The sequence below is a fragment of the Granulicatella sp. 20925_1_45 genome, assembly GCF_041433555.1.
In the GTDB taxonomy this organism is placed as follows: Bacteria; Bacillota; Bacilli; order Lactobacillales; family Aerococcaceae; genus Granulicatella.
In genome coordinates this window covers 94,842-107,782 of record NZ_JAPWBR010000001.1, presented here as the reverse complement: position 1 = coordinate 107,782, position 12,941 = coordinate 94,842, and the positions used below count along the sequence as shown (strand labels likewise).

The 12,941-nt window shown below is 44.2% G+C and carries 13 protein-coding genes; 11 read left to right on the top strand and 2 right to left on the bottom strand.

Annotated elements, in window-relative coordinates; genetic code table 11:
• The first annotated feature begins 20 nt into the window (after positions 1-20).
• Genes O3798_RS00600 through msrA form a run of 4 tightly spaced genes read left to right on the top strand, consistent with a single transcriptional unit; the run spans position 21 to position 2,981 of the window.
• On the top strand, positions 21-791 hold the full coding sequence (locus tag O3798_RS00600) for a MurR/RpiR family transcriptional regulator (RefSeq protein ID WP_371446088.1): 771 nt from the start codon (positions 21-23) through the stop codon (positions 789-791).
• Between the two features lie 55 nt (positions 792-846).
• On the top strand, positions 847-1,524 hold the full coding sequence (sdaAB, locus tag O3798_RS00595) for an L-serine ammonia-lyase, iron-sulfur-dependent subunit beta (protein WP_371446089.1): 678 nt from the start codon (positions 847-849) through the stop codon (positions 1,522-1,524).
• Positions 1,525-1,545: 21 nt separating this feature from the next.
• Complete coding sequence (gene sdaAA / locus O3798_RS00590) at positions 1,546-2,448, top strand: L-serine ammonia-lyase, iron-sulfur-dependent, subunit alpha (protein ID WP_371446090.1); 903 nt, start codon at positions 1,546-1,548, stop codon at positions 2,446-2,448.
• Between the two features lie 11 nt (positions 2,449-2,459).
• Positions 2,460-2,981 carry a peptide-methionine (S)-S-oxide reductase MsrA gene (gene msrA / locus O3798_RS00585; protein ID WP_285252143.1) on the top strand — a complete coding sequence of 174 codons (522 nt, stop codon included), beginning with the start codon at positions 2,460-2,462 and terminating at the stop codon, positions 2,979-2,981.
• Between the two features lie 260 nt (positions 2,982-3,241).
• Here the strand turns inward: msrA and O3798_RS00580 are convergent, their stop codons facing one another.
• The gene (locus O3798_RS00580) at positions 3,242-4,408 is read right to left on the bottom strand and encodes an aminotransferase class I/II-fold pyridoxal phosphate-dependent enzyme (protein ID WP_048782509.1); all 1,167 of its coding nucleotides are present in this window, start codon (positions 4,406-4,408) and stop codon (positions 3,242-3,244) included.
• Positions 4,409-4,665: 257 nt separating this feature from the next.
• Here O3798_RS00580 and mnmE point away from each other — a divergent pair, with 257 nt between their 5' ends.
• From mnmE to O3798_RS00555, 5 genes are all read left to right on the top strand, one after another.
• Positions 4,666-6,054, top strand: coding sequence for a tRNA uridine-5-carboxymethylaminomethyl(34) synthesis GTPase MnmE (mnmE, locus tag O3798_RS00575; protein ID WP_371462507.1), 1,389 nt, complete (start codon positions 4,666-4,668; stop codon positions 6,052-6,054).
• Positions 6,055-6,377: 323 nt separating this feature from the next.
• A complete protein-coding gene (locus tag O3798_RS00570; protein WP_371462505.1) occupies positions 6,378-6,854 on the top strand; it encodes an NUDIX domain-containing protein in 477 nt (158 codons plus the stop codon).
• Positions 6,855-6,864: 10 nt separating this feature from the next.
• Positions 6,865-8,763: a tRNA uridine-5-carboxymethylaminomethyl(34) synthesis enzyme MnmG gene (gene mnmG / locus O3798_RS00565; protein ID WP_371462503.1), complete on the top strand. Its 1,899-nt coding sequence runs from the start codon at positions 6,865-6,867 to the stop codon at positions 8,761-8,763.
• Between the two features lie 10 nt (positions 8,764-8,773).
• The gene (gene rsmG / locus O3798_RS00560; RefSeq protein ID WP_371462501.1) at positions 8,774-9,487 is read left to right on the top strand and encodes a 16S rRNA (guanine(527)-N(7))-methyltransferase RsmG; all 714 of its coding nucleotides are present in this window, start codon (positions 8,774-8,776) and stop codon (positions 9,485-9,487) included.
• A gap of 17 nt (positions 9,488-9,504) precedes the next feature.
• Positions 9,505-10,191 carry a hypothetical protein gene (locus O3798_RS00555; protein WP_371462499.1) on the top strand — a complete coding sequence of 229 codons (687 nt, stop codon included), beginning with the start codon at positions 9,505-9,507 and terminating at the stop codon, positions 10,189-10,191.
• Between the two features lie 50 nt (positions 10,192-10,241).
• Here O3798_RS00555 and O3798_RS00550 read toward each other — a convergent pair whose 3' ends face one another.
• Entirely contained in the window at positions 10,242-11,243 is a 1,002-nt protein-coding gene (locus O3798_RS00550) for a nucleoid-associated protein (RefSeq protein WP_371462497.1), read from the bottom strand.
• An 86-nt stretch (positions 11,244-11,329) separates the two neighbouring features.
• Between O3798_RS00550 and O3798_RS00545 the strand changes: the two genes are divergently transcribed.
• Positions 11,330-11,869, top strand: coding sequence for a methylated-DNA--[protein]-cysteine S-methyltransferase (locus O3798_RS00545; protein WP_371462495.1), 540 nt, complete (start codon positions 11,330-11,332; stop codon positions 11,867-11,869).
• On the top strand, positions 11,859-12,836 hold the full coding sequence (locus tag O3798_RS00540) for an aromatic acid exporter family protein (RefSeq protein ID WP_371462493.1): 978 nt from the start codon (positions 11,859-11,861) through the stop codon (positions 12,834-12,836). The genes O3798_RS00545 and O3798_RS00540 overlap by 11 nt, the downstream gene beginning before the upstream one ends.
• Positions 12,837-12,941: the final 105 nt, after the last annotated feature.

The window sequence follows — 12,941 nt, the reverse complement described above, 5'->3', positions numbered from 1 at the left end:
TACAAAATGGAGGAGTTCGCATGTTCAACACGCAAGGTTTAACGAATACGGAAAAATATCTACTCGCTTATATCGAGGAACATCTAGAAGAGATCCCTTCTATTTCCATCGTGAAGTTGAGTCAGGATGCAAATGTTTCTACTGCGTCTATTGTGCGAACCATGAAGAAACTAGGATATGACGGTTTTACGAGTTTTAAACATGATTTAAAAAAACAATACCGTTTTACAAATGAAGAGTTATCCACCTTCAACAGTTTGGAAGCTGTTGACAAAAAAATTCAAGCAGTTGTTGTGAAAAACGAGCAGGAAGTGCGTCGGACGATTGAACAGCTGGACAGTAAAACGATTGAGGATGCTGTTCAAGCGATTTTTGGGGCACAACGAGTATTTCTATTTTCTCGAGGACTCAGCGAAATGATTGCCAGCGAAATGGAAATTAAATTGCACCTTTTGGAACGTACTTGCGAACAGTATGTGGATCCAAATATTATCCGAACCATCAGCCACCGTTTAAATGCCCAAGATGTGGCGATTATTATCTCGTTAAATGGGCATACCGAAGAATTGGTGGAAGCAGCGCGTGTTTGCCAACAAAATGAAGTGCCGGTTATTTTACTGACCGCAAATGGAGCGAGTCCTCTAGCAAGACTCAGTGATATCACGTTTGTTGGCTATAAATCTGAGAGTTCGTATTTCCCAGACTATGAAGTACGCTCGCGTTTGCCACTACAAGTCATCAGCAGAATCTTACTCGATGCATACGCTATACGAGTTGCCGGCCAAAAATAATTTACATTAAAGGCGGATACTGATACGATAGTAAAGCAAAGAAAGGATAGCCGACATGGAAGGAAATAAAGTACAAAATTATAAGAGTTGTTTTGATATTATTGGTCCGATTATGGTGGGCCCTTCTTCTTCACATACAGCTGGAGCGATTGCAATCGGTGCTCTTGCGAGACAATTGTTCGGAGGCACACCAAAGAATGTGCGATGCGACTATTACGAATCATTCTCCGAAACGCATAAGGGACACGGAACGGATTTTGCGATTATTAGCGGAATTTTAGGCTTTACGACAGATGACGAGCGCGTGCCGCGTGCCGTTGAGATTGCTGTATCCCAAGGGATGCATATTGAATTTGTCGAGCGAAAAGAACCAAGCCCTGTGAATCACGCCAATACTGCGGATTTGACCTTGAGCGACGAGAAACGTACGATTCGCCTCATTGGGACCTCTGTTGGTGGCGGAGCAGTGGAAGTGAAGTACATCGAGGTGGATGGCTTTAAGATGGATCTTTCAGGTCCGCTTCCGGTTTTACTTGAAGTGGTTTCTCTCGGGGAAATGCCTGTTCTCTACAATTTACTACATGAGCATGGCATTACCATTTCAAAACAACGAGTGGAAATGACAGAAGATAGCCAAATGATGGGATATGAGCTTGCTGATTTATTATCCCCAGAATTAAAAGAACAAATACAAACATTAAGAAAAACGCATGACATCTATATGTTTGCGTGATGATAAGGAAGGAAGTTTGCAATGTTTTCGACCATTAAAGAATTGGTAGCATTAGCAACAGAACAAAAGAAGCCCATTTCGGAAATCATGATTGAACAAGAAATGGAAATGACCCAGCAAAGTCGTGAGTACATCTGGGAGAAAATGGAAAAAAACTTACAAACGATGAAGAACGCCGTTGAACGAAGCGTGGAAGGAGAGGGTGTGTTCTCTCCAACAGGCTTAACGGGTGGCGATGCGTTGAAGATGAAGAAATATCGTGAACGTGGGAAAACATTGTCGGGCGATAGTATTCTAGCGGGGGTACAATACGCGCTTGGAACAAATGAAGTGAACGCAGCAATGGGTCTTGTGTGTGCGACTCCAACAGCAGGAGCGAGTGGAACCTTACCGGGCGTTGTGTTCTCGATTGCCGATACAATGAACTTGAACCATGAACAACAAGTTCGATTCCTCTTTACTTCGGCAGCCTTTGGGATGGTCGTAGCCAATAACGCGATGATTGCCGGGGCGACAGGTGGATGCCAAGCCGAAGTCGGAAGTGCCAGCGCGATGGCCGCAGCTGCAGCCGTTGAAGCAGCTGGTGGAACGCCGCAAGAGAGTTCCGAAGCCTTTGCGACAGCGCTCGGAAACTTACTAGGACTCGTTTGTGACCCTGTAGCCGGTCTTGTAGAGGTACCGTGCGTGAAGCGGAACGCGATTGGTGCAGGAAATGCCTTGATTGCCGCAGACATGGCGCTTGCGGGAATTACAAACGTGATTCCAGCCGATGAAACCATCGAAGCGATGCGCAGTATCGGGGTGAGAATGCCACGAGAACTCCGTGAAACGGGACTCGGTGGATTGGCAGGCACAAGAACAGGTGTCGCGATTAAGATGCGCATTTTCGGGGAAGATGTTTCGTTGAACCCGGAACAAGAGTAGGAGGAATACACATGGCAAAAGAAATTGCTACATTTGCAGGAGGTTGTTTCTGGTGCATGGTGAAGCCATTTGACAGCCAACCAGGAATCGAGTCTGTTGTCTCAGGATACACAGGCGGCCACAAAGAAAATCCGACATACAAGGAAGTGTGTAGCGGAACAACAGGACATACAGAGGCCGTGCAAATCACGTTCGACCCAGAAGTATTCCCTTATGAAAAACTCGTAGAAGTCTACTGGCAACAAACGGACCCAACGGATGCAATGGGACAATTCGTGGACCGTGGAGATTCATACCGCCCAGTTATCTTCTATCATTCCGAGGAACAAAGAAAGATTGCGGAAGCTTCAAAAGCAGCCTTGCAAGCGAGCGGACGATTCAAAAAAGATATCGTAACAAAAATCGAGCCTGCAAGCACTTTCTATCCTGCAGAAGAATATCATCAAGATTTCTACAAGAAGGATCCAGAACATTATAAACGTTACCGCGGACTTTCAGGTCGCGACACTTTTATCGACAGTATTTGGAAATAAGGAAAAGAGCTAAAATTATCATATATGATAATTTTTAGCTCTTTTATTTGATTCACCATCGAATGCTAAGTACAGTTTTTATCAAGTCGAATAGTTTATTACAATAGGAAATGAAAAAAGTTTCAGAAAGAAAGAACACGCAATTACCATATATGGTAATTGCGTGTTCTTCCTCTGCATTTTTTAAAATAAAAACGATATAGTATATAAGCTATAAAGGCGAAAAAGACCATATATGGTCTTTTTCGCCTTTCATAGTTTTAGATATTTGCTAAGTAAGTTGTTAAACGAGCAACAACTTCTTTTAAGTTTTCCATTGAAGCAGCGTAACTGAAACGAACATAGCTTTCGCCACCAGGTCCGAAAGATACTCCTGGAATGAGCGCTACTTTTGCCTTTGGAGCAAGGTCACGAACGAATGCCCATGAGTCAGTGCCGCATTTTGCAGGAATTTTAGCGAATAAGTAGAATGCTCCGTCAGGACTTGCTACTTCGAAGCCAAGTTTCTTCAACTCAGCCGCAAGATAGTCACGACGTTCGCTATATTCCACCATCATTTTCGCGCAGTCATCTTGGCCGTGTAACATCGCCGCAAGCGCTCCGTATTGCGCAAAGCTTGTTGGAGCTGTCACCATGTATTGGTGAGTTTTTACGACTTCGTTCATGAAGTGTGTTGGCCCTAAGATGAATCCGATACGCCATCCTGTCATTGCGTGTGATTTTGATAAACCAGTGATGACAATCGTTTGGTCCGGTAAAATGTTCGCAAGAGAGTAGTGAGTCTTGTCGTATGTTAATTCAGCGTATACTTCATCGCAAAGCGCCCATAGTTGGTGCTCTTTAATGACTTCGGCTAAGTCTTCTAATTGTTCTTTAGAGTAAGTTACGCCTGTTGGGTTACTTGGGTATACAAGAACCACCGCTTTGAAGTTTTTATCTGGGTTTGCTTCGATGGTTTCGCGTAATTTGTCCGCTGTTAAAACGAATCCGTCGTTACTTGTATCCACCGTAATGAAGTTCCCTTGGTTCACCAATGTGATTGGCAAGTATAGCGGGAAGACTGGTGTTGGCACGATCACTGTGTCGCCAGGGTTTAAGATGGCTTGTAAGCTAGCGTTAATCCCTTCCGTTGCCCCGATTGTTGTGATGACTTGGTCTGCCGTGTAATTGAAATTAAATTTCTTGTTGTAATACTCAGCCGCAGCTTGTCGTAATTCAGGAATCCCTGAGTTTGGTGTGTAGTGTGAGTGATTGTCTTTAATCGCTTGGATAGCCGCCTCTTTAATATGCTCAGGTGTGTCAAAATTTGGTTCTCCAAGAGTTAATTTGATAATGCCAGGAATTGTAGAAACTTCTGCGTCGAATTGACGAATATCAGAAACTGCAATGCCTTCTACGATTTTGTTAAATGGATGTTCTACTGTCATAGGAATCCTCCTTTATATTCATAGGAAAATTGTATCTTGTTTTGAGAAAGAGTGCAACGAGAAGTGTAGATTTTTAAAAAGAAAATAAAAAACGCTAGGAATTTATCCAATCTGCCTTTCTGCCTATGAATTCTAAGGAAAATAGTGTATAATCTCTTTGAGAATATCGGTTAGCAGTCAAAGTGCGAGCCACCCTAGAAAAGGAAGGGGTGGAGTGTGCACTTTTTTTGTGCAATGAAACGGAAGTGAGGGATAGTATGCAGACAGAATTTGATACAATTGCGGCGATTTCAACGGCGCCTGGCGAAGGGGCTATCGGGATTGTCCGTATTAGTGGGGATGATGCGATTCGCATTGCCGACGAAGTGTATCGATTGAAAGACAAACGATTAAAAGAACAGCCAAGTCATACGATTCACTATGGGCATATCGTGGATCCAAAGAACGATGAAGTCATTGATGAAGTGATGGTGACGGTGCTTCGCGCGCCAAAGACTTTTACGCGTGAGGACGTTGTGGAAATCAACTGTCACGGTGGGATTGTGGCGATTAACCGCATCTTGCAACTCGTTCTTCGTATGGGAGCACGCCTGGCCGAGCCTGGTGAATTTACCAAACGAGCCTTCTTGAATGGCCGTATCGACTTATCGCAAGCGGAAGCCGTGATGGATTTGATTCGTGCCAAAACAGATAAATCGATGCAAATGGCGATGCGCCAACTCGACGGAGAACTCTCGAAGTTGATTCAGAATTTACGACAAGAAATCTTAAACACCTTAGCGCAAGTGGAAGTGAATATCGACTATCCGGAATACGACGACGTGGAAGAAATGACCTTGCAACTGTTGCGCGAGAAGACGGAGCAAGTCTCACAAGGCATTCGCGCATTGCTAAATACCGCAAGCCAAGGAAAAATCTTGCGTGACGGCTTGAAGACAGCCATCGTTGGACGCCCAAACGTAGGGAAATCGAGTCTGTTGAACGTGTTATTACGCGAGGAAAAGGCCATCGTAACGGATATCGCGGGAACGACTCGTGACACCATCGAAGAGTACGTGAATGTTCGTGGCGTGCCGCTCCAACTGATTGATACGGCCGGCATTCGTGAAACAGATGACGTCGTTGAACGTATCGGGGTGGAACGAAGCCGTAAAGCCTTAAATGAAGCGGATTTCGTACTCTTGATTTTAAACCAAAGCGAAGAGTTGATGGACGAAGACCTCCGCTTATTAGAACAAACAAAAGACTTCAAACGCATTATTTTATTAAATAAGACAGACCTGCCAACGAAAATCGACATGGACAAGGTCAAAGAATTCGCGACAGACAGTGAGATTGTCACAACGTCAATGCTGAAGAAAGAAGGCATCGACCAATTGGAAGAAAAGATTGCCGATTACTTCTTCCAAGGGCAAATGAACGAGCGCGACGCAACGTACTTATCGAACACGCGTCATATTGCGCTTCTGGAAAAGGCAGAACAAGCGCTGCAAGAGGTGGCGAATGGGGTCGACATGGGCATGCCTGTTGATTTAATCCAGATCGATTTTACCCGCGCTTGGGATCTCTTAGGAGAAATCACAGGTGACACTGTTCAAGACGAGCTGTTAACACAATTGTTCAGCCAGTTCTGCTTGGGTAAATAGAGCTAAAACTTCAATTCTTTACGGATATCTTCATAGTAGCGGTAATGGGGCATCGGATTGAGCCTTACGTCTCAATTCCTACCAAGCTTCAAACTGACTCTACGGGGTACACCCTAGAGTCAGTAATTCACATTGGTTGCTATTCCCCATTACTGCTACTATAGAATCCAAAAGAATTTCCGTTTTATCTCTTTGCTAAGACAGAACAATAGAACGAGTGAACGCTCGTTATTCGAGCGCTGTGATGTTCCCTAAGGTTCGGGCGCATCTGTAAAGAATTGAAGTTATCACTCTTTCAACGAAAGGCACAAGGAGGAAAGCTGATGACGAAGCTAGCGACAATCTGCTATATCGATAATGGAAAAGATTTCTTACTGTTATTACGCAACAAAAAGCCAAACGATGTCCATGAGGGCAAATACATTGGCGTTGGTGGCAAACTCGAAGCAGCAGAGACTCCGGAAGAATGTGCCGTGCGTGAAATTTTTGAAGAAACAGGACTACAGGCAACAAAGATGGAGATGAAAGGAATCATCACCTTCCCAGAATTCACCCCAGGACACGATTGGTATACGTATGTTTTTCGGGTGACGGAGTTTTCAGGAGAGCTGATTGATTCGCCAGAAGGGACGCTGGAATGGGTGCCTTACGATGAAATCCTTCAGAAACCGTCTTGGGAAGGGGACCGCATTTTCCTAGAGTGGATTTTAGGGAATGAACCGTTCTTTTCTGCGAAGTTTAATTATGAAGCAGGCGAATATGTTAGTCACAAAGTAGAATTTTATGGAGAAAGAAAGTAAAGGAGAGACTATGGTAACAACTTACGAAGCTGGAAATTATGATGTAGTTGTCGTCGGTGCAGGACATGCCGGCAGTGAAGCGGCGCTAGCGAGTGCACGTATGGGCGTAAAAACATTATTACTGACAATGAACTTAGAAATGGTGGCCTTCATGCCATGTAACCCATCTGTAGGAGGACCTGCCAAAGGGGTAGTGGTGCGTGAAATCGACGCTCTTGGGGGCGAAATGGGTCGCAACATCGACAAAACGTATATTCAAATGCGTATGCTCAACACTGGGAAAGGACCTGCCGTACGTGCCTTACGTGCGCAAGCGGATAAGCATTTATACGCGCAAGAAATGAAGAAGACAATCGAGAAGCAAGAAAACTTGGATTTACGCCAAGGAATTGCGGAAGAATTGATTGTGGAAGATGGCGTATGTAAAGGGGTTATCACGAATACAGGTGCCATTTACCGTTCAAAAGCGGTTGTTTTAACGGCTGGAACGTCTTCTCGTGGTCAAATTATTATCGGTGAATTGAAATATTCATCAGGAGCCAATAACTCTCAACCATCGATTAAATTATCAGAGAACTTACTCGAATTAGGCTTCGAATTGGCGCGTTTCAAAACAGGAACTCCGCCACGTATCAAAGGCTCATCGATTGATTATAGTAAAACAGAAATTCAACCAGGGGACGATACGCCGAACTTATTTAGTTTTACATCCAAAGACGAAGACTACCGCTACGACCAAATTCCTTGCTGGTTAACGTATACGAACGAAGGGACTCATGAAACGATTCGTGAGAACTTACACCGTGCACCGATGTTTACAGGGATTGTAGAAGGGGTCGGCGCGCGTTACTGCCCATCGATTGAAGATAAGATTGTTCGTTTCAGCGACAAGCCGCGTCACCAAATTTTCCTAGAGCCAGAAGGGGAAAATACGGAAGAAGTGTATATTCAAGGGCTGTCGACTTCTCTTCCAGAAGACGTGCAAATCAAGATGATTCGTAGCGTGGAAGGGTTGGAAAATGCGGAGATGATGCGTACGGGTTACGCCATCGAGTACGATGTGGTCGTGCCGCACCAATTGAAAAATACTTTTGAAACAAAACTAGTCCAAAACTTATTTACTGCCGGACAAATGAACGGAACGAGTGGATACGAAGAAGCGGCAGGGCAAGGGCTCTACGCTGGGATTAATGCCGTGCGTAAGATTCGCGGAGAAGAGCCATTTATTCTTGGCCGAAGCGACGCGTATATCGGCGTATTGGTGGACGACTTGGTTACAAAAGGAACGACAGAACCTTACCGTCTATTGACTTCTCGTGCGGAATATCGTCTCTTACTTCGTCATGACAATGCCGATTTACGTTTAACAGAAAAAGGACGCGAACTTGGATTGATTGACGACGAACGTTATGCCGCCTTCCAAGCAAAACAAGAAGCGATTGAAGCCGAAATCAAACGTATGCAATCGATTCGCTTGAAGCCAACCGCTGAATTACAAGCGTTCTTGGCAGAAAAAGGATCTGCGGAATTGAAAGACGGCATCCTTCTAAGCGACTTGTTGAAACGTCCAGAGTTAAGCTATGACGAATTAGTAGGCTTTGCCGGAGAAACGGTGGAAGTCTCTCGTGAAGTGAAAGAACAAGTAGAAATCTCGATTAAATACGAAGGCTATATTGCCAAAGCGATTGAAAAAGTGGAGAAATTAAAACGCATGGAAGCCAAACGTATTCCAGCTAATATCGACTATGATGCGATTAATGGACTTGCGACAGAAGCGCGTCAACGTTTGAAGTTAATTCAACCAGAAACAATTGCGCAAGCGAGCCGTATTAGTGGGGTGAACCCAGCCGACGTATCGATCTTGATGGTCTATATCGAACAAGGAAAGATCGCGAAAGTGCAAGAATAAGGAGGCGCGTATGAAACCAGAAGAATTTTATCAAAGACTCCAAGAAGTGCATGGGATTACATTATCAGATGTACAAAAGAAGCAGTTCGACCAATATTTCCATCTATTAGTGGAATGGAATGAGAAGATGAACTTGACGGCGATTACGGATGAAGAAGGCGTGTATTTGAAGCATTTCTATGATTCATTGGCGCTTGGATTCCACCACGAATTGACGGGCCAAACACTTTGCGATGTGGGTGCGGGTGCAGGATTTCCAAGTATTCCGTTAAAAATCGTCTTCCCAGACTTGAAGGTGACGATTGTGGATTCGTTGAATAAACGTATTACCTTCTTGAATACATTAGTGGAGACACTTGGGTTAAAGGATGTGCAGTGTTTCCATGACCGCGCTGAAACCTTTGGGCAAAATAAAGATTTCCGTGCATCGTTTGATGTGGTGACTGCTCGTGCCGTTGCCAAACTCAGTGTATTGAGCGAATTTTGCATGCCGCTCGTGAAAAAGCAGGGGTATTTCCTTGCGTTAAAAGCCGCGCATACAGAAGTGGAGTTGGAAGAAGCGAAAAAAGCGATCGCGATTCTTGGTGGGAAAGTAGAAGGGGACGTCTCTTTCGACTTACCATATGAAGGCGGAAACCGTCATGTTGTTACGATTTTAAAGACGAAGGAAACACCGAATAAATATCCAAGAAAACCGGGTCTTCCATTGAAGAAGCCATTATAACCAAAGGAGGAAGAACGATGAAAAGAGTTCACTTAGGAATGATGACGCTACTAGCGCTTGTATTAGGTGCTTGTGGAAATGGACAGACGAAGGACGCAGGAGCCGAGAAGTCTCAAGTGACGAAAGCTGCTACAACGGCAGCTCCAACGACTGAGACTACGACAACGGTTGCGCCTAAACCAGATAACAAAGAATTGTACGCGAAAGTCTTCGAAGATATCCGAACTGTAAAAGAACTGGGCGCTGATGTGGCTGGAAAACTCAATGTACCGCTAGATTATTGGGCGGCAAACAGCTTGAATAAGCAAAAAGAGTCGCTGCAATATTTATTCTATGACATCAACGACGATGGAGTGGATGAATTGTTTATCGGACATACTGCAAACGGCAAACCATTCACGGTCGTGGCGTACTACTTAGATGGCAAGACTCCAAAAATCTTGCATCAAAGTTACGTTGCCGAAGCGGGTGGAGCTAGAAGTGCCTTTAGTTTCTTCAAAGGCGGATTGCTCTACACAGTTGAATTCTTGTCTGGAACAGGAAATGGAGATGCTAAAGTGTTCAAACTGGAGCCAAAAGGAGCAGATTTAACGCTTGTAAATGCTTTGAAATTCGAAAAAATGGAGTTCAAACTCGAAGACCTAGGGTTGAAAAAAGAAGATACCATCGATTTAACAAAGATGGATTGGAAAGAATTTAAATAATCAAAAGAAAGCTGCCTGCTCATGAAAAGTGAGAAGGCAGCTTTTTGATGTTACGCATTAAATTTATTTAAGATACTTTCGATATTTTTGATGAGTACCGAAACAGAGCCGTCTGGATTGTTGATGAATTCGACCATTTCCTTGTTTTCATAGATTTCACTTGGGATGGTAATTTCGATTCCGTTGTCGAGTTTAAATTTTTGCTTGCTATATTTGCGTTCGTATTTTGGCACGTTCGTTACGGCGATTTTTTCTGGAACGCGTTCTTCGGTGATGGCCAACTGTGCGGCTTCACGTGCGAGCGGTTTTTCCTCGAACACCTTGTCGAAGATGGCTGCGGCATCGATTTCGTCCTGTTCTTCGAGCTGGTGGAAGATAGCTTGTTGCGTCGTTGCCAGCGCTTTGTACGGTTCCTCGTCGTGTTTTTTCGCGATATGAGTGACCGTTTTTTTGATTTCCTTGATTTGTTCTTTCGTTGTGACTGGCACCGTGATTTCTAAGAATTTTTCAGAGAAATAAGCAGTCTTTTGACCTTCGATTACCACTTTTTTCTCGATTAAGTGGTAGTTTCCGTTCGATAAATCTACGATAAACGCTTCCGAAGGTTTTTGCGTCGCGTTTGGTAAAATTGCGTGATTTTGCAAGATGGTATTGCTAACGGCTTCGCCTTCGTAGTCGACAAAGTGAGTGACTTTTGAACTGTAATCGAGGCGAATCATTCCAAAAAGTGTGCCACCTGTATCGCTTGTTCCTGTAAAGAATAAGTAGTCTGCAGCTCCGATTTCTTCTGCTGGAGCAATAAGAGCAAAGAGTTTATCGGATAACTGCTGTGTCTTTTCTAAGAAGGAAATCCCTTCGTCTGCAAGATACCCAAGAAGCGGTTCGTCCGCAGCCAATTGACCGATATGTGGGTCACCTTTTTTGATTTTATCCACGAGTTTTGTAATGTATTCAATGAGAAATGGGTCGCCCAGTTGCAGTGGGGCCTGTGATAAGAGTAAGTTTCCTGAATTTTTATCTAAAATATGTAAAACGGCTTCGTTAATGAGCATGAAAGTGCTCCTTTCCTATTTCATTCGATAGAAAATATTATATAATAGAAAAATAGATTTGTAATGAAAAACGAGGGGAGTGCGCCATGGCGGTTTTAACGAGAATAGAAACACCAGTAGGAACCATCATTGCATCCAGTGACGGGCAGTCGTTGACGGGATTATGGTTTGAAGGGCAAAAATACGAGTGCGCCTTTGTGGAAAATCCTGTATGGGACGATTCGTTGCCGTTGTGGAAGAATGTGAAAACGGCGCTTGAGGACTATTTCCAAGGAGAAGACGATGTGGTTTCAACCGTACCGATTGCATTCGTGGGAGGGACATCCTTCCAGAAAGCCGTGTGGGACGTGTTAACAGAAATCCCCTATCAAACCGTGTGGACGTATAAAGAGTTGGCCGAACGTGTCGGCGAAAAGCTAGGGCGAAAGACTTCTTCGCGTGCGGTGGGAACAGCCATCGGAAGAAATCCAATCAGTCTTTTTGTACCATGCCACCGTGTAGTAGCAACAACAGGAGCATTAACAGGCTACGCTGGAGGCGTGGAGCGAAAACGCGCGCTGCTTGCTCTTGAGGGGCATCGCATCACAAAAGACAAAGTGTCGAAAGGAGAAAGGCATGAAGCTTAAAATTGCAAAGGTCATTGTATCGGCGTTTGTGGCGCTACTCGTGGCACAGGCACTGAACTTAACGACGCCATCCGCGGCAGCCATTATTGCGATTCTCAGTGTTATGGATACGAAGAAAGTTTCGCTTGCGGCTACAGGACAAAGGCTAGCGGCAGCCGTTTTGGCGCTTGTAATCGGAATGGGGATATTCGCTGTTTTTGGATTTGACGTGACGAGTTTCGGGTTGTATCTACTTTGCTACATTCCTTTAGCATATCTCTTAAAAGTGGATATCGGCGTAGCTCCGAGTACCGTCCTTGTGATTCACCTTTGGACGCAGCAACAACTCACTTTCAACCTCTTCGTCAATGAACTCTTGCTTGTCACCATTGGGGCTGGCGTTGCGATTTTACTGAACTGGTATATGCCGTCGTATCACCAAGAAATCGAACGTGTCCGAGAAGAAATTGAAGATAAAATGCGTGAAGTTCTCTTGAAGATGTCAGGATTTCTGACGATTGGAAATGGAAAAAATGATGGCGAAGTGCTTCAGTTGTTGAAGGAAAAACTGATTGAGGCACGTTCGTATGTACGACTCGAAGAGGAAAATCATTTAACCAAAGAAGTGACTTACGATTATCAATATTTCGAAATGCGCCGCGATCAAAGCAAGCTCTTGGAAATCATGGCTGCTAACTTAAACGAGTTCTGCTGGGACGGAGAAGAGATGGCGATTCTGTCGGGGATGTTTAAACAGACCGCACAGCAGTTGGCGGAACAAAATACGGCGAGTCAATTAATCGATGACATTGAAGACTTGTTGGAACATTTTCGCGAACGACCACTGCCACAAACGCGTTGTGAGTTCGAAAAACGTGCGCAGTTATATCAGTTATTACGCGATTTGAAACGATTTGTACAATTGAAAGTCGATTTCTTCCAAACGTATGGCGTTCATTATTTCAAGAAGGTCGGAGAAAAGGAATAGGCCTTATTGTTTTTTGAATACGGGACAGGAATTTATCCGATGTTGGCTTTTCAAAACAAACTATTCGAACAATTCATCTTTAACCTTGTTTTTCTATGATAAAGA